Annotated in this window: 18 protein-coding genes; 11 read left to right on the top strand and 7 right to left on the bottom strand. The window is 63.1% G+C overall.

All coding sequences use genetic code 11. The features are described 5' to 3' along the window. The first annotated feature begins 10 nt into the window (after positions 1 to 10). From BM186_RS17355 to BM186_RS17345, 3 genes are read left to right on the top strand one after another with little or no spacing between them, the layout of a single operon-like run. Complete coding sequence (locus BM186_RS17355; protein ID WP_072425790.1) at positions 11 to 1,138, top strand: GGDEF domain-containing protein; 1,128 nt, start codon at positions 11 to 13, stop codon at positions 1,136 to 1,138. Continuing rightward, entirely contained in the window at positions 1,131 to 2,069 is a 939-nt protein-coding gene (locus tag BM186_RS17350) for an iron-sulfur-binding ferredoxin reductase (protein WP_074916932.1), read from the top strand. Before BM186_RS17355 ends, BM186_RS17350 begins: the two co-directional genes overlap by 8 nt. A gap of 60 nt (positions 2,070 to 2,129) precedes the next feature. Next, the gene (locus BM186_RS17345) at positions 2,130 to 2,903 is read left to right on the top strand and encodes an enoyl-CoA hydratase (protein WP_074916930.1); all 774 of its coding nucleotides are present in this window, start codon (positions 2,130 to 2,132) and stop codon (positions 2,901 to 2,903) included. A gap of 1 nt (position 2,904) precedes the next feature. Here the strand turns inward: BM186_RS17345 and BM186_RS17340 are convergent, their stop codons facing one another. Further along, complete coding sequence (locus BM186_RS17340) at positions 2,905 to 3,813, bottom strand: LysR family transcriptional regulator (protein ID WP_074916928.1); 909 nt, start codon at positions 3,811 to 3,813, stop codon at positions 2,905 to 2,907. Between the two features lie 191 nt (positions 3,814 to 4,004). On the opposite strand from BM186_RS17340, the gene ycaC reads away from it, so the two are divergent. Then, positions 4,005 to 4,619: an isochorismate family cysteine hydrolase YcaC gene (gene ycaC, locus BM186_RS17335; protein ID WP_021490228.1), complete on the top strand. Its 615-nt coding sequence runs from the start codon at positions 4,005 to 4,007 to the stop codon at positions 4,617 to 4,619. 61 nt (positions 4,620 to 4,680) lie between these two features. On the opposite strand, the gene pyk is transcribed toward ycaC, so the two are convergent. Together pyk and BM186_RS17325 are read right to left on the bottom strand one after the other, a co-directional pair. Continuing rightward, positions 4,681 to 6,132 (bottom strand): pyruvate kinase, encoded by a 1,452-nt coding sequence (gene pyk, locus BM186_RS17330; RefSeq protein ID WP_072425786.1) that lies wholly within the window; start codon positions 6,130 to 6,132, stop codon positions 4,681 to 4,683. Between the two features lie 71 nt (positions 6,133 to 6,203). Continuing rightward, a complete protein-coding gene (locus BM186_RS17325; protein ID WP_074916926.1) occupies positions 6,204 to 7,112 on the bottom strand; it encodes a universal stress protein in 909 nt (302 codons plus the stop codon). A gap of 246 nt (positions 7,113 to 7,358) precedes the next feature. Between BM186_RS17325 and BM186_RS17320 the strand changes: the two genes are divergently transcribed. From BM186_RS17320 to BM186_RS17310, 3 genes are all read left to right on the top strand, one after another. Further along, the gene (locus BM186_RS17320) at positions 7,359 to 7,733 is read left to right on the top strand and encodes a tetratricopeptide repeat protein (protein ID WP_017674986.1); all 375 of its coding nucleotides are present in this window, start codon (positions 7,359 to 7,361) and stop codon (positions 7,731 to 7,733) included. 74 nt (positions 7,734 to 7,807) lie between these two features. Continuing rightward, positions 7,808 to 8,230: a DUF4124 domain-containing protein gene (locus BM186_RS17315; protein WP_074916924.1), complete on the top strand. Its 423-nt coding sequence runs from the start codon at positions 7,808 to 7,810 to the stop codon at positions 8,228 to 8,230. Positions 8,231 to 8,289: 59 nt separating this feature from the next. Beyond that, positions 8,290 to 8,646 (top strand): PilZ domain-containing protein, encoded by a 357-nt coding sequence (locus tag BM186_RS17310; RefSeq protein ID WP_017674984.1) that lies wholly within the window; start codon positions 8,290 to 8,292, stop codon positions 8,644 to 8,646. Between the two features lie 34 nt (positions 8,647 to 8,680). On the opposite strand, the gene BM186_RS17305 is transcribed toward BM186_RS17310, so the two are convergent. Further along, positions 8,681 to 9,484, bottom strand: a complete 804-nt coding sequence (locus BM186_RS17305) for a SirB1 family protein (RefSeq protein WP_074916922.1) — start codon at positions 9,482 to 9,484, stop codon at positions 8,681 to 8,683. A gap of 100 nt (positions 9,485 to 9,584) precedes the next feature. Here BM186_RS17305 and BM186_RS17300 point away from each other — a divergent pair, with 100 nt between their 5' ends. After that, entirely contained in the window at positions 9,585 to 10,607 is a 1,023-nt protein-coding gene (locus BM186_RS17300) for a Leu/Phe/Val dehydrogenase (protein WP_074916920.1), read from the top strand. A gap of 3 nt (positions 10,608 to 10,610) precedes the next feature. Here the strand turns inward: BM186_RS17300 and BM186_RS17295 are convergent, their stop codons facing one another. Together BM186_RS17295 and BM186_RS17290 are read right to left on the bottom strand one after the other, a co-directional pair. Then, entirely contained in the window at positions 10,611 to 11,486 is an 876-nt protein-coding gene (locus tag BM186_RS17295; protein WP_074916918.1) for a DMT family transporter, read from the bottom strand. Positions 11,487 to 11,769: 283 nt separating this feature from the next. Beyond that, positions 11,770 to 12,174, bottom strand: a complete 405-nt coding sequence (locus BM186_RS17290) for a DUF488 domain-containing protein (RefSeq protein WP_074917161.1) — start codon at positions 12,172 to 12,174, stop codon at positions 11,770 to 11,772. 82 nt (positions 12,175 to 12,256) lie between these two features. On the opposite strand from BM186_RS17290, the gene BM186_RS17285 reads away from it, so the two are divergent. Then, complete coding sequence (locus BM186_RS17285) at positions 12,257 to 12,499, top strand: hypothetical protein (RefSeq protein WP_074916916.1); 243 nt, start codon at positions 12,257 to 12,259, stop codon at positions 12,497 to 12,499. Positions 12,500 to 12,556: 57 nt separating this feature from the next. Here the strand turns inward: BM186_RS17285 and BM186_RS17280 are convergent, their stop codons facing one another. Then, positions 12,557 to 12,820 carry a YebG family protein gene (locus tag BM186_RS17280; RefSeq protein WP_003462365.1) on the bottom strand — a complete coding sequence of 88 codons (264 nt, stop codon included), beginning with the start codon at positions 12,818 to 12,820 and terminating at the stop codon, positions 12,557 to 12,559. Between the two features lie 259 nt (positions 12,821 to 13,079). Between BM186_RS17280 and BM186_RS17275 the strand changes: the two genes are divergently transcribed. Both BM186_RS17275 and BM186_RS17270 read left to right on the top strand, forming a co-directional pair. Beyond that, positions 13,080 to 13,583 carry a sigma-70 family RNA polymerase sigma factor gene (locus BM186_RS17275; protein WP_074916914.1) on the top strand — a complete coding sequence of 168 codons (504 nt, stop codon included), beginning with the start codon at positions 13,080 to 13,082 and terminating at the stop codon, positions 13,581 to 13,583. Then, the gene (locus BM186_RS17270) at positions 13,580 to 14,521 is read left to right on the top strand and encodes a FecR domain-containing protein (RefSeq protein WP_074916912.1); all 942 of its coding nucleotides are present in this window, start codon (positions 13,580 to 13,582) and stop codon (positions 14,519 to 14,521) included. Before BM186_RS17275 ends, BM186_RS17270 begins: the two co-directional genes overlap by 4 nt. The last annotated feature ends 62 nt before the right edge of the window (positions 14,522 to 14,583 follow it).

Genomic DNA, 14,583 nt, shown 5'->3' with positions numbered 1-14,583 from the left:
GATGGAGCCCATGAGCTCAACGACTCGCCGGGGAACCCAACGCAGCCTGCAGAGCCTCCTGCTCAAACGCTTCGCCATGGCCTTCGCTACCTACGCGATGATGGCGCTTGTCTGCTGGTTCGCTGTGTTCAATGGCCTTTTCCTCGGCTCCATCAGCACCGCCGCCTGGCTGACCCTGGGCGTGTTCGGCAGTCAATTGGTGTTCCTCTGGCTGTTCCTTTCCGGTCGTAACCTGCGTTGTGACGATCCCAGCCTGACCGAAGCCCAGGTGCTGGTGGCACTGGCGTGGCAGCCGCCGGTGCTGGCGCTGTTCGACAGCGCGCGCGGCGTGATGATGGTGTTCTATGTACTGATCCTGCTATTCGGCGTGTTCCAGCTGCCGCCGCGGGTGTTCGTGCGCTGCGCCGCTTTCGCTTTCTTCGGTTTCACTGCCATGGTGCTGATCGAAGCCTACCGCATGCAGTTGGTGGACCCGGGCATGGCCTGGTTGCAGGTGTGGGTGCTGTTCATCCTGCTGGTCTGGTTATGCCTGTTCTCCAGCTACGTGCAGGCCATGCGCAAGCGCATGCGCCAACGTCGCTTTGCCCTGCAGGCGCATCAGGACACCCTGCGCGGGATGATGCGCCAGCTCGAGGACCTGGTCGCCACCGATGAACTCACCGGGTTGTTCAACCGCCGCCATTTCCTGCGTCTGGCCACCCGCGAACTGGAACATCTGGACCACGGGCGGCATCACGGCCTGGCGCTGATCGACCTGGACCATTTCAAACGAATCAACGATGCTCATGGCCATGCTGCGGGCGACCGGGTGCTACAAACCTTTGCCGCGGTTGCCCGTGCCTGTCTGCGTGACGGCGACATCATTGCCCGCTACGGCGGTGAGGAATTCGTTCTGCTATTGCCTAATACCGATGCCGACCAGTTCACCGCCTGCTGCGAGCGCCTGCGTGAAGCCTTTGCCAGGGCCGAGCCGGTGGGCGTGAAGGTGGACAATCTCAGTCTCTCCGCCGGCATGACTTTACTGGTTGCCGGTGACGATCTCGATGAAGCCCTGCAGCGTGCCGATCAGGCGCTGTACCAGGCCAAGCGCGGCGGACGCAATCGTTGCGATGCCAGCTGGGAGAACGCGGGTGCCTGAACTGCGTGTGGGTGCTCTGCAGTTGCAGGTCGTCCAACAAACCAACTTGCTCGATGCCTTGCTCGGTGGCGGTGTGGCGGTGCCGTACAGTTGTCGCGCCGGCAGTTGTCACGCCTGTCTGGTGCGCTGCGTCGCCGGTGAGCCGCTGGATCGCCAGCCCGAGGCACTGGCGGCCGACAAGCGCGCCGAGGGCTGGCGCCTGGCCTGTCAGTGCCAGGTGGTCGAGGACCTGCAGGTCGAACCCTTCGACCCTCAGCGTGATGGCCTGGCAGCCAAGGTGGCTGCGCTGGACTGGCCCAGCCCGCAGGTTTTACGCCTGCGCTTACAGCCGGCCAGGCCGTTGCGTTATCGCCCCGGCCAGCATCTGCTGCTGTGGAGCGATCAGGCTGTGGCGCGCCCCTATTCGCTGGCCAGCGTGCCGAGCGAGGACGACTGTCTGGAGTTTCATATCGATTGTCGTATGCCCGGCGCGTTCTGCGATGCTGCGCGGCGCCTGCAGGTTGGCGACACGCTGCGCCTCGGCGAGCTACGCGGTGGCGCTCTGCATTACGACGCCGACTGGCAGGCGCGACCGCTCTGGCTCCTGGCCGCCGGTACCGGTCTGGCACCGCTCTACGGGGTCTTGCGTGAAGCATTGCGTCAGGAGCACCAAGGCGCCATCCGCCTGCTGCACGTGGCGCATGACCCGGCTGAACACTACCTGGCGAGTGAACTTCAGGCACTGGCGGCGCAGCACGCCAACCTCCAGGTGGAGCTGGTAACGGCGGCGCAGTTGCCGGCTGCTTTGGCCGAACTGCGCCTTGTTTCGCGGCAGACCCTCGCCTTACTCTGCGGCCATCCCGTGACGGTCGACAGCTTCGCGCGGCGCCTCTACATGGCCGGTTTGCCGCGCAGCCAGATGCTCGCCGACGTCTTTCTCACTCGCGCGTAGGCTGTGCGTGGCTGGCCAGGCCCGATGCCGGTGCGTACGGCGTACCCATTGGAGCCTTGCATGAGCGAACACCTGCATATCGAACGCGACGGCGGTCTGTTGACCCTGCGCATGCACCGCCCGGACAAGAAGAATGCGCTGACCCGCGCCATGTACGCCGGCATGGCCGAAGTACTGGACGAAGCCGAGCGCGACCCCAGCGTGCGCGTGGTGCTACTCACTGGTGGCGAGGTGTGCTTTACCAGCGGCAACGATGTCGCCGACTTCATCCAGGCGCCGCCCAGCGGATTGAACAGCGAAGTGTTCCAGTTCATGCGCGCGCTGTTCGAGTTCAGCAAACCGGTGGTCGCCGCAGTGGCTGGCCCGGCGGTGGGGATCGGCACCACCTTGTTGCTGCATTGCGATCTGGTCTACGTCAGCCGTGATACGCAGTTGAAAATGCCCTTCGTCAATCTTGGTCTGTGCCCCGAGTACGGTTCCAGCCTGATCCTGCCGCGTCTGCTGGGCCACGCACGCGCCGCTGAGCTGCTGTTGCTCGGCCAGGCCTTCACGGGGGAGCAGGCGGCGGCCTGGGGGATCGCCAACCTGGCGCTGGAGGATGGCGCGGCGACGCTGAACAAGGCGCGCGAGATGGCGCAACGTTTTCTCCAGCTGGCGCCATCGGCGGTCGCCGACAGCAAACGGCTGATGCGCGCCCCGGATCGCGAGCAGCTGCGCCAGGTGATCGAGGAGGAGGGCGCCCTGTTCGGCCAGCGCCTGCGTTCGCCGGAGGCCGTCGAGGCGTTGACGGCCTTCATGCAGCGCAGAAAGCCGGATTTCTCTCGGTTTTCCTGATCTATTCCCAAGGCGGTTCGAGCAGGCGCTGCTGGAGAAACTCGCAAAGCGCCACGACCTTGCGTGATGCCCGCCGGGAGCGCGGGTACATGGCATAGATGGAGTAAGGTTTGGGCCGCGCCTGAGGCAGTATCTCGACCAGCGAGCCGTCTTTCAGATGCTGGTGGACCAGGAAGCTTGGCAGCAGCGCCAGACCCTGGCCGGCCAGCACCAGTTCGCGCATGACTTCGCCGTTGTTGCTGGAAAACCGACCGCGTGGTGCCACGTTCGCCAGTTCGCCTTGCTCATCGTCGTTTTCGAAGGACCAGAATTGCCGTGAAGCGACGTTGCTGTAGCCGATGCAGTCGTGTTCACGCAGCGCTTCGATATGTTGCGGCGTGCCTTGCCTTTGCAGGTACTCCGGGCTGGCGCAGAGTATCCGGGCGCTGCTGGCGAGCCTGCGGGCGATCAGTGCACTATCGCCGATGCGTGAGATCCGTACGCAGAGGTCGTACCCTTCGCGCTCGAAATCGCTGATGCGATCCTCAAGATACAGGCTGACTTCAAGCTTTGGATGCAGGCCCATGAATTCGGCGATCAGCGGCGCCAGCCAGAGCGTGCCGAAACTCATCGGTGCCAGCATGTTCAGGCGGCCGCAGAGACCACTGTCATTGAAGGCTGCCGCCTCGGCGGCTTCGCTCAGCTCCAGCAGTGCCTGCTTGGCCTGCTGGTAGAAGGCCAGGCCGGTGTCGGTCGGTGTGACCTTGCGCGTCGAGCGGTGCAGCAGTTTGCTACCGAGACGTTGTTCCAGATCGCTCAAACGCTTGCTGATCACCGACTTGGATAGCGCCAGATCTTCCGCTGCCCGGCTTACGCCACCCAGTTCCACCACCCGCAGATAGGTTTCGATTTCCTGCAGATCAAGCTTCATGTGCGGGCTTCTCCCCCCGATTCGATTGGACGAGGGTAATGCCTTCGTCGAGGATTTTTGTTCGGTTTTTTCGAAAAGCTATTTTCCCTCTGCGCGGTCGATTGCCAGCGGCCTTGGCCACTAGGCTGAGCGTCCTTCGAGATCGCAATGGTCTCGAGGTTCAGCCTCATCACCCGTACAGGAGTTTTCCCATGGCTTTCACTTACAAGCGTTTGGACAAGGACGATGCCGTCGTATTGTTGATCGATCACCAGGCGGGTCTGCTCTCGCTGGTGCGCGACTATTCGCCCGACGAGTTCAAGAACAACGTCATGGCGCTGGCCGATATCGCCAAGTTCTTCAAGCTGCCGACCATTCTTACCACCAGCTTCGAGACGGGCCCCAATGGTCCCATCGTGCCGGAGCTCAAGGCCATGTTCCCGGATGCGCCCTACATCGCTCGCCCGGGGCAGATCAACGCCTGGGACAACGAGGACTTCGTCAACGCGATCAAGGCCACCGGGCGCAAGCAACTGATCATCGCGGGTGTGGTCACCGATGTCTGTGTGGCATTTCCCACACTATCGGCACTGGAAGCCGGTTATGACGTCTTCGTGGTGACGGACGCTTCCGGCACCTTCAACACTGCGGTGCGTGATGCCGCCTTGGCACGCATGGCCCATGCCGGCGCCCAACTGGTCAACTGGTTCAGCGTCGGTGGTGAGCTGCATCGTGACTGGCGTAACGATGTTGAAGGGTTTGGCGGCATTCTTGGCGGCCACCTGCCGGCTTACGCCAACCTGATTCAGAGCTACAACCAGAAATGAAGCGAGACTGCTGAAACGCAAAAGGCCGCTCGATGAGCGGCCTTTTGCATTCACGGGGAGATCACACCATCGGATCGCCGACGTGGAGGATCTTCATGGTGTTGGTGCCGCCGGTGCCGTGGTAACTGTCGCCTTTGGTCAGGATCACCCAGTCGCCCGGCTCGACCACGCCGCGCTTGAGCAACTCGTCCACCGCCGCCTGGCTGACCTTGTTCGCTGGCAGCGAGGCCGGGTCGAACGGCACGGTGTAGACGCCACGGAACAGTGCCACGCGGGCCTGGGCTTCACGGTGCGGCGTGAAGGCGAAGATCGGGATCGACGAGCGGATGCGCGACATGATCAGCGGGCTGTAGCCACTCTCGGTGAGGCTGATGATGGCCTTCACGCCGGGGAAGTGGTTGGCGGTGTACATGGTCGCCAGGGCAATGCTTTCGTCGCAGCGCTCGAAGGTGCGGCCCAGACGGTGGCTGGACTGCTTGCTGGTCGGGTGTTTCTCGGCGCCCAGGCACACACGAGCCATGGCCTGTACGGCTTCGACCGGGTATTCGCCGGCGGCGCTTTCGGCCGAGAGCATCACCGCATCGGTGTAGTCCAGCGCGGCGTTGGCCACGTCGGAGACTTCGGCGCGGGTCGGCATCGGGCTGTGGATCATCGACTCCATCATCTGCGTGGCGGTGATCACCGCTTTGTTCAGGCGACGGGCGTGGGCGATGATCTTTTTCTGGATACCGACCAGCTCGGCGTCGCCGATTTCCACGGCCAGGTCGCCACGGGCGACCATCACTGCGTCACTGGCGCGGATCAGGCCGTCGAGCGCTTCGTCATCGGCCACGGCTTCGGCGCGTTCAATCTTGGCCACCAGCCAGGCGGTGCCGCCGGCTTCGGTGAGCAGGCGACGGGCGTAGTCCATGTCGGCGGCATCACGTGGGAAGGACACGGCCAGGTAATCCAGGTCCATCTCGGCGGCGACCTTGATGTCGGCCTTGTCTTTCTCGGTCAGCGCTGGCGCAGTCAGGCCGCCGCCACGGCGGTTGATGCCCTTGTTGTCGGACAGCGGGCCGCCGATCAGTACGCGGCAGTGCAACTCGTCGGCGCCCTTGAGTTCGACGCGCATGACCACGCGGCCGTCGTCGAGCAGCAGTTCGTCACCGACATCGCAGTCCTGGATCAGTGCCGGGTAGTCGATACCGACCACTTCCTGAGTGCCGGCCGTACGCGAGTGGCTGGAGGAGAGGCGGAACAGGTCACCGTCCTTGAGCTCGATACGCTTGTTCTCGAATTTGGCGATACGGATTTTCGGGCCTTGCAGGTCGCCGAGCAGGGCAACATGACGGCCATGCTTGGCGGCCAGCTCGCGAACCAGAGAGGCGCGCGCCTTGTGGTCGTCCGGCGTGCCGTGGGAGAAGTTCAGACGGGCCACGTCGAGACCGGCGAGGATCAGTTGCTCCAGCACTTCCGGCGAGCTGCTGGCCGGGCCCAGGGTGGCGACGATTTTGGTGCGGCGAAAGGTCATGCACGAACTCCCTAGTGAACTATGAGCGGGAGGCTACTACGGCGCCGGGCTGTAGTCATTCTTCCTGTGCACTACCCTTTGCCGTGCGGTTTGATCACCAGCAGATCGCACTCGACACGTTCCAGCACCCGTTCTGCGGTATGGCCGATCAGCAGGCTGTCCAGATGGCCACGGGCGATGGCACCCATCACCAATAGGCCGATATTGTGCTCACGCACGAAACGCGGGATGACTTCCTCGGCAAAACCGTCCAGCAGGTGGGCCTGTGCTCTATCGATGGCGTGCTGGGCGATCAGCTTGTCGAAGGCTTCGCGGTGCTCGCGGCTACACTGGGTCACGTAGTCTTCATATTCCTGCGCTACCTCGGCGTCGAACAGCAGCGAACGCGGCAGAGGCGCTTGTGCGTGCACATATTCCGCTTGTAAGCCGAGCTCGGCCTGCAGGGTCTGGCTGGCATCAATCAACTGATGATCGAGGGCGGCAGGTTTGTCCGCGCTGTGCAGCGGGTCGAGTGCAGCGCACAGGCTTTGACCATGGGGCTCGGCGTCGTGTACCAGCCACAGCGGCACCGGGCTGCGACGAATCAGCTGCCAACTGGTATCACTGAACAACAGGCGGCGCAGCGCACTGCTGGGGTGGGTCGATTTGAACAGGATGTCCGGTTGCAGCACCGCGACGCGGGCGAGGATCTCTTCATGACGGCGTTTGCCCCAGCGTACATCCACTTCGATCTTGAATCCTTCATCGCTCAGGTGAGCGACGCTGGCACGCAGGGCCTCCTGGCTTTGTCGCAGGATGGCTTCCCGGGCGCGGTTGAGCAGATGGCTGTCCAGCAGGCCGCCTTCCAGGCTTGGGTGGTATTCGATCTGCAACAGGTGCAATTCGGCGCCGGTCTTGCGGGCCACATCGGCTGCGCGTTGCAGGGCGGGTTGTTGCTGGTGTTCGGCGTCGATGACGACCAACAGTCGTTGCAGTTTCATGGCAGCGTCCTCGCCTGGAGTCTGTATCTGCATTACAGACCCTGTTGCGCTGAACGGCATTGATGTGGGTCAGCGCAGACGGGGATTTAGCGCTGGTTGGAGAGGTCGAGCGGTCGTGGCGCTGGCGTCGATAAAATGAGAGGCAGTGGCCTCATGCCAAGGCGCTGCCAGAAAAACCGTCGTTGGCTTGCCGCTGTTCAGTTTTTGCCTGGGCTGTCGATACACTGCTCATTGGAGGAATTACCCATGCGTACCCTGATCATTCTGGCCGTGGCCCTGGTGGCTGCGGGTTGCACCCGTGTCTCGCTCGACCATCATCTGAACAATGCCTATCGCGCCTACAACGAAGGTGATTGCGCCCGTGTCGCGCTGGAGCTGTCGCAGGCCGAGCGCAAGAGCCGCTCACGCAATTATCTGCAGCCGGAGATTTCCCTGCTGCGCGGTCAATGCCTGGAGCGCGAGAGCCTGTTCGTCGATGCCGCGCAGACCTACCAGTTCATCATCACGCGCTATCCGGCCAGCGAGTACGCCTACCGCGCCCGCGCGCGTCTGCAGACGCTGGAGCAGTTGGGGCATCACAGCCCGGCGCCGGCGGCCAAGGTCAGTCCGGCCACACTCTGAGCCTTCGGTCGTCCGGCGTTCCTCGGCGACGCGGTGCGGTATAAGCTGGCGTATGTCTCTCACGGAGGATGAACATGCGTCACTGGTTGTTGATCGCTGCATTGCTGCCCACGCTGGCGACGGCGGAAATCTATCGCTGGACGGACGAGCAGGGGCGGGTGCATTTTGGCCAAAGGCCCGTTGCCGGGGCTGAAACCGTGCAGGTCAGGCCGCAGGTGATCGAGCGCGACGAACATACGCGTGAGCGTGAAGAGCGCCGTCAGCGTTTCTACGATGCCCGGCGTGAAGAACAACAGCAGGCTGCAGCGACAGCAGCTGCGCAGCGCGAAGAGCGGGCCAGTGAATGTCGTGAGCTGCGCCGACACCTGGCGCAGATGCCGGAGGGCTTTCGCTACTATCGCGAAGACGCCGGCGGCGAGCGCATCTACTACAGTGATGAAGAAACCGACACCGCTCGTCGCCAGCTGCGCGAGCGGATAGCCCAACGCTGTTCTTGAGGGTGGTTAAGTGGCCGTAGTAGGGCCATACTCAAGTCCCTTTGTAGCGATTTGCCACTATGCGTAGCCAGCGCCGAATCGAACGCCATCAGTTGCCCTACTACCTGAAGGTGTTCAATCGCATCACCGACAAACCGATGGGTTCCATCGGCAATGTCTCTCTCGACGGTCTGATGCTGATCAGTCAGTTGCCGATGCTGGTGGGCGCACGCTTCGACATGCGCCTGAAGATTCCAGGCCAGCATGGCATGCATTTCATCGACTTCTCCGCCAACTGCCAGTGGTGCCGTGAAGATGTCACGCCTGGCATCTATGACTCCGGGTTCGCTCTGGTCGCACCGCCTGCCGACTACGTCGAGATGATCGACGCGCTGCGTTACTACTTCAGTTTTCACAGCCTGGCGGCATCCGCCTGATATCTCGCTCGTCCGAGTCGCCTGGTCTGCAGCTTCAATGCACCGCCGGCACACGTGCCAGGTTGCGCAAACGCTGGCTCAACTGCAGGCGCAGACCCTCCTCCTCACAGAACAGCAGCGCGTGCTCAAGGTCATAGCGCTCACCCTGTGGGCAATCCAGCTGCCGATAGACATCCGCGCGAGCCAGGTGATCGACCAGGTTCGGCGGGCCGAGTTGCAGGACACGCTCGGCATCCTTGAGGGCTGCTTCCGGGGCATCATGCTGCATATGCAGCAGGCGCAGATTGCGCGACAGGCGTCGTAGTATGTCGGTGGCGTCGGCGGTCTGCAGGTGCACAGCGCTGAGTTCGACATCCGGGCCGAGCTGGCGATAGAGCTGGTCACGGCAGTCGCGGGTGTACAGGCGGCGCCCACCGCAAGGGTCGAGCAGGTGATCGGCGCCAGGTACACGGAGCATGAAATGACCAGGGAAATTCACGCCCTGTAGTGGAATGTCCAGGCGACGCGCCACTTCCAGCGCAATCAAAGCCAGGGTCAGCGGCTGGCCGCGTCGGCGGCGTAGCACTTCAGGCAGCAGGGCATGGCATGGACGTGTCACGCCTTCGTCGTCTTCTTGAAAATCGAGCTCGGCAAGTCGGCGCAGCAGCGGCTGGGCCAGTTCGCGAGCGGGCAGGGCGGGTAGTCCAGCGCTGACCTGTAGAAGCAGGCTGTGCAGGTCGCTCATGATCTGCGCGGGCTGGAGCTGATCATCGTGTTCGGCGGCGATCCACAGCGCCGCCTCGAACAGGGCGGGTGGATCGCGTTGCAGGCACTGCAGGCAGGCTTGGCGTGGGTTCATCGCATTCTCCACTGGATTGTGCTTTTGTAGTCCCTGACAAGGTCGTCGTCCAGTGTGGCTCTCCTATACTGAGGCCTGAAATCCGATCGGGAGCTCGCCCATGTTCAGCATGATGGAAGCCGCCCGCCTCGAGGCCCTGCACCTGGCCGAGGATCCGGCCAGCGGTCTCAAGGCCGTTATCGCCATTCACAACACCCGCTTCGGGCCAGCACTCGGCGGCTGTCGTTACCTGCCCTATGCCGATGAACATAGCGCCATTGGCGATGCCATCCGTCTGGCTCAGGGCATGAGCTACAAGGCAGCGCTGGCCGGTATCGATCACGGTGGCGGCAAGGCGGTGATCATCCGTCCGCCGCATCTGCAGAGCCGAGCTGCGCTGTTCGAAGCCTTCGGGCGTTTTATCGAAACCCTCAATGGACGCTACATCACCGCCATCGACAGCGGCACCTCCAGTGCCGATATGGACTGCATCGCCCAGTACACCAATCACGCAACCAGCACGACCAGCGAGGGTGATCCGTCACCGCACACCGCCTTGGGCGTATTCGCGGGCATTCGCGCCACCGCCCAGGCGCGCCTTGGCAGCGACGATCTGGAGGGACTGCGGGTCGCCATTCAGGGTCTGGGCAATGTCGGCTTCGCCCTGGCCGAAGCGCTGCATGCCGCTGGCGTCGAACTGCTGGTCAGCGACCTCGATGCCGGGCGTGTGCAACTGGCCGTCGAGCAACTGGGGGCGCACCCGATTACCAGCGATGCGCTGCTCACCACGCCCTGCGACATTCTCGCGCCCTGTGGCCTAGGTGGTGTGCTGAATGCGCAGACGGTCGCTCACCTGCGCTGCGCAGCGGTGGCAGGGGCTGCCAACAATCAGCTGGCCAGCCCCGAAGTAGCCGACCAGCTGGAAGCTCGCGGGATTCTCTACGCGCCGGATTACGTGCTCAATGCCGGAGGGCTGATCTATGTGGCACTGCGTCATCGCGGTGAAGAACTACCGGCGATCACCGCGCACCTGGCGCAGATCAGCCGGCGTCTGACCGAGGTCTATGCCCATGCTCAGGCTGAAAAACGTTCCCCGGCGCGAGTCGCCGACTATCTGGCAGAGAGCCTGCTCTATCGCACCTAGCGGCTATCCGACCCGTTCCAGCTGAGGGGCGAAGCGAAAGACCAGGGCCAGGCCGAGCAGGATCGCGACCATTCCGGCCAGAGCACTGGTCGCAAGACGGTTCCCCAGCAGCAGGTAGTCGAGCAGCGCTGTCGTCACCGGAACCAGATAGAACAGGCTGGTGACATTGACCAGGTTGCCGGTCTGGATCAGCCGGTACAACAGTAACTGTGCGCCCACCGAAATCACCAGTCCCATCCACAGCAGCGGCACGATCAGCCCGACGTCAAAACGCACCTGCCACTCCTGGCTGGGTAGCAGTATCAGGCTAGCCAGCAGGCAGAGGCCGTACTGCAGTGGCAGAGCGCGCATGGGCGTCTGTCGCAGGTTTTTCTGGGCGATGGTGCCGCAAGTGATGCAGAGCAGGGCACCAAGAGTCAGCGCCATACCGGACAGTGGCATGGCACTGCTCAGCAAACTGCCCGCGACTATTATTGCCAGCCCGGCCAGCGCCAGCAGCAAACCGAGCACACGCAGCAGCGAGGCGCGCCGCTCCAGCAGCATGAGGGTCAGGATGGGTTGTACGCCGAGCACCGTCGCCAGTACACCGGGGGTGATGCCTTTGGCCAACGCCAGCATGTAGCAGATGCTGTAACCGCCGATCATCAGCAGGCCGGCCTTGGCGGTTGGCCAGCGCAAGTCGCGTTCGGGTAGCCAGACCCCGGAACAACTGGCGATCAGCACCAGCGCTGCAAAGGCGAGAGCAAAACGCAGGACCAGAAAGGCACAGGGTGAGGCATGGTCCAGGCCCAGGCGAGCGAAGATTGCACCACCGGACCAGAGCAATACGAACAGAGCGGTCGCGCCATAGGTGCGCAGAGAGCTTGAATCGAAACACATGATGGAACACCTGTCGAAAATCCGTATGAGCTCCGCACGCGCGCGAAGACACGTCTCGGCAAGGCCGATGAAACGGAGCGAGGAAGGGCGGGGTTAGCCCGCTTGGACGGAGGCCGGCGGCGGTGGAGTGCCGGCGTGACAGGCTGGTGGTGGCGCGCAGCCATCGGCAGCGGCGCGGCAGGCGGCGCTGGCGAAGTCGTAGAGGCAATGCGCGGGGATGGTCATGGAAGCAGGTTCGAATATGTCGCGAAAGTACGAAGGCTAGCCTGTCACTCCTGTACGGTCAATTGCCGTCGAATTCGCCCTGGTAGCACACAGGTGAACTGGGCGAATCGTATCGCTGCAGCTCCTCTTCGAGGAACTCCGCCAGAACCCTTGCGTTGTTGTGCACCTCATCGCGTGCGGCGTAGAGCAGCGTCAGCGTGCCACCCGCCGCCCAATGCAGCAGAGGCTGCCAATGTTCGGGGTGGCCAGCCAGCTCACGGCGGTAGGCCGCACTGAAATCATCGAAGGCTTCGACGCGGTGAGCGAAGGCCTTGCGCAGTTCGGTAGAGGGTGCGACTTCGGGTAGCCATTCATCGAATGCCAAGGCGTCCCTGGACAGGCCCCTTGGCCATAGTCGGTCGACCAGTATGCGTTGGCCGTCGCCGGCCTGGGCATCGAGATAAACCCGCTTGCAACGGATCATCGAGTGGCCTCCATAGCCTGCGGCAATGCCGCACTTGGCGCCGCGTACGGGCTCGATTAGCGTGGTGAAAGGAGGATTCACCATGGACTATTTCATTATCGTCGTCACCACAGCCGCTGGCCTGTACTTTCACTGGTGGCTGTTTCGCCGCATTCGCCAATGGAGTGACCGCGATCTGGCGCTTTCCTTTGCCGAGGGCGATGAGCGCAAACGTCAATACATGCTCGAACAGCTGGCCCGTGCGCGAGGTGAGGGTATCAAGCGACGAGAGTTGCCGGCATGGCTGGAGCAGGTCGCGGCGCAATACCCAGGCAGCAGAGCATGATGCTGGATGGTTTTACCGAGCAGACCCCTCGTGCGGAAGAGGGGCCGCGCTACACGGTCACTCGCTGGCGGTCTCGATCTCGAGTTCCTCGAGCGCATCCGGCTGGCTCTTGAACGCCTTGGCGAATACATCGCGATTCTTGGCCATGAAGATACCCAGCTCCTCGCCCTGTTCTTCACTCAAGGATGGTACCGCCTTGTGCAGAACCTCGCTCAGCCGCTCGGCCAACTCCAGCATCTTGTCGTAACGATCGGCTTCGGCCTTATCCATAAACAAGCGCTCCGGATCGCGACTGCTGCGATACACCACTTCGACGGCCATTCATCACCTCGTCTGCCTTCATGCGTGTTGGTCAGTAATTAACTGGTTGTTTGTACAGTGCTGGCGAGAATAAAGGACTCGCTGCCGTTTGGCCAGTATTGAGTTGATAGGCCTTCACCGTGATTCGTTGAGTGGAGTCCCTGATTTCTGGCAGCGCTCGGCAAAAGCGCCCAGCGTGCGATAGGGCATAGTGACAGTATTTTTCAAATGCAATATATTCGCATTCGTTTCTGTCCTGTCTCATGGAACACTCTCGGCGATGGCCCAACCTCTTTCAGGCGATTCCCTCGCAACGCTCTATCGCGGCCATCACGGCTGGCTGCTCGGCTGGCTGCGCCAGCGCCTGGCCTGTCCGCAGCAGGCGGCCGATCTGGCCCAGGATACCTTCGTGCGCCTGCTGTTGCAGCGCGAGGCGCAGGCTCCGCGTGAGCCGCGGGCCTTTCTCGCCACGGTCGCCCGTGGCCTGCTGATCGATCACTACCGCCGCGCCAGTCTGGAGCGTGCTTACCTGGAAGCCTTGGCGCAGTTGCCCGAGCCAGAGGTGCCTTCACCGGAGAGCCAGGCGCTGGTCATGGAGACCCTGGTGGCCATCGATCGCTTGCTCGATGGTCTCAAACCGGTGGTGCGCGAAGCCTTCCTGCTGTCGCAACTGGATGGCCTGACCTACCCGCAGATCGCCGAGCGCCTGGGCCTGTCGGTCAGTTCCATCCAGCAGTACATGACCCAGGCCTTCACTCATTGCTACCGGGTGGCCTACGCATGAGTGCGCTCGACGAAACGGTGCAGCAGGCGATTGCCTGGCGCGTGCGCCTCGCCTCGGGTACTGCCACGGCGCACGAGTTGCACTTGTGCGCCGACTGGCGGGCAGCCGATCCGCAGCACGAGCAGGCCTGGCAGCGCCTGGAACACCTGGGCCAGCAGTTTGTCGGAGTCTCGGCGCCACTGGCCAGGCAGGCGCTGGCGGGCGCTCAAGTGGATCGTCAGCGGCGCCGCGCGCTCAAGCAACTAGGCCTGTTCGGCAGCCTGGTGGCCGCCGGGGTGCTGGGCCAGCATCTGCAGCCCTGGCAGCCGTTGCTGGCGCAACAACGTACCGGCACCGGTGAGCGGCGCCGCCTGCAGTTGGCTGATGGCGGCACCCTGTATCTCAACAGCGATACCGCGTTGGATATCCACTACAGCAACGAGCGCCGCTTGATCCAGCTGTATCAGGGCGAGATTCTCGTGCAGACCGCCGCCGACCCGCTGGGTCGGCCGTTTCTGGTGAGTACCGAGCAGGGCCTGCTGCGCGCCCTCGGCACCCGTTTCCAGGTGCGCCAGCAGGCTCATGCCTGCGAGCTGGCGGTTTATCAGGGGGGTGTCGAGGCACGGCCCAGAGGTGGTGTGACGCAGCGCATCGAGGCCGGGCAACGGGTGCATCTGAGCGCTGGCGCGCTGCACGAGTTGGGCAGTGCCAATGTCGATCGCGGGCGCTGGGTCGATGGCCTGCTGGTGGCCCACGAGATGCCGCTGGCGGAGTTTCTCGCCGAGCTGGGGCGCCAGCGACCGGGCGTGTTGCGCTGTGCGTCGGAGGTGGCCGGGTTGCGTATCTCCGGGGTCTTCCCGCTGGACGACAGTGACCGCGTGCTGGCGATGCTGGCGCGTACCCTGCCGGTACGGGTGGTCTATCGCACCCGCTATTGGGTCAGTCTGCAGGCTACCTGAAAATAATTCGCAAATTCTTTTGCAGGTTTTTCTCGTTCGTCCGGCTTCCCAGGCAATCGTTA

The organism is Ectopseudomonas toyotomiensis (assembly GCF_900115695.1).
Classification (GTDB): domain Bacteria; phylum Pseudomonadota; class Gammaproteobacteria; order Pseudomonadales; family Pseudomonadaceae; genus Aquipseudomonas; species Aquipseudomonas toyotomiensis.
This window is presented reverse-complemented; position numbering and strand designations above follow the sequence as displayed.

Excerpts from the sequence above, each read along its gene's own strand:
- BM186_RS17355 (WP_072425790.1), top strand. The coding sequence starts at position 11 with ATGAGCTCAACGACTCGCCGGGGAACCCAACGCAGCCTGCAGAGCCTC.
- BM186_RS17345 (WP_074916930.1), top strand. The coding sequence starts at position 2,130 with ATGAGCGAACACCTGCATATCGAACGCGACGGCGGTCTGTTGACCCTG.
- BM186_RS17340 (WP_074916928.1), bottom strand. The coding sequence starts at position 3,813 with ATGAAGCTTGATCTGCAGGAAATCGAAACCTATCTGCGGGTGGTGGAA.
- ycaC (WP_021490228.1), top strand. The coding sequence starts at position 4,005 with ATGGCTTTCACTTACAAGCGTTTGGACAAGGACGATGCCGTCGTATTG.
- pyk (WP_072425786.1), bottom strand. The coding sequence starts at position 6,132 with ATGACCTTTCGCCGCACCAAAATCGTCGCCACCCTGGGCCCGGCCAGC.
- BM186_RS17325 (WP_074916926.1), bottom strand. The coding sequence starts at position 7,112 with ATGAAACTGCAACGACTGTTGGTCGTCATCGACGCCGAACACCAGCAA.
- BM186_RS17320 (WP_017674986.1), top strand. The coding sequence starts at position 7,359 with ATGCGTACCCTGATCATTCTGGCCGTGGCCCTGGTGGCTGCGGGTTGC.
- BM186_RS17315 (WP_074916924.1), top strand. The coding sequence starts at position 7,808 with ATGCGTCACTGGTTGTTGATCGCTGCATTGCTGCCCACGCTGGCGACG.
- BM186_RS17310 (WP_017674984.1), top strand. The coding sequence starts at position 8,290 with ATGCGTAGCCAGCGCCGAATCGAACGCCATCAGTTGCCCTACTACCTG.
- BM186_RS17305 (WP_074916922.1), bottom strand. The coding sequence starts at position 9,484 with ATGAACCCACGCCAAGCCTGCCTGCAGTGCCTGCAACGCGATCCACCC.
- BM186_RS17300 (WP_074916920.1), top strand. The coding sequence starts at position 9,585 with ATGTTCAGCATGATGGAAGCCGCCCGCCTCGAGGCCCTGCACCTGGCC.
- BM186_RS17295 (WP_074916918.1), bottom strand. The coding sequence starts at position 11,486 with ATGTGTTTCGATTCAAGCTCTCTGCGCACCTATGGCGCGACCGCTCTG.
- BM186_RS17290 (WP_074917161.1), bottom strand. The coding sequence starts at position 12,174 with ATGATCCGTTGCAAGCGGGTTTATCTCGATGCCCAGGCCGGCGACGGC.
- BM186_RS17285 (WP_074916916.1), top strand. The coding sequence starts at position 12,257 with ATGGACTATTTCATTATCGTCGTCACCACAGCCGCTGGCCTGTACTTT.
- BM186_RS17280 (WP_003462365.1), bottom strand. The coding sequence starts at position 12,820 with ATGGCCGTCGAAGTGGTGTATCGCAGCAGTCGCGATCCGGAGCGCTTG.
- BM186_RS17275 (WP_074916914.1), top strand. The coding sequence starts at position 13,080 with ATGGCCCAACCTCTTTCAGGCGATTCCCTCGCAACGCTCTATCGCGGC.
- BM186_RS17270 (WP_074916912.1), top strand. The coding sequence starts at position 13,580 with ATGAGTGCGCTCGACGAAACGGTGCAGCAGGCGATTGCCTGGCGCGTG.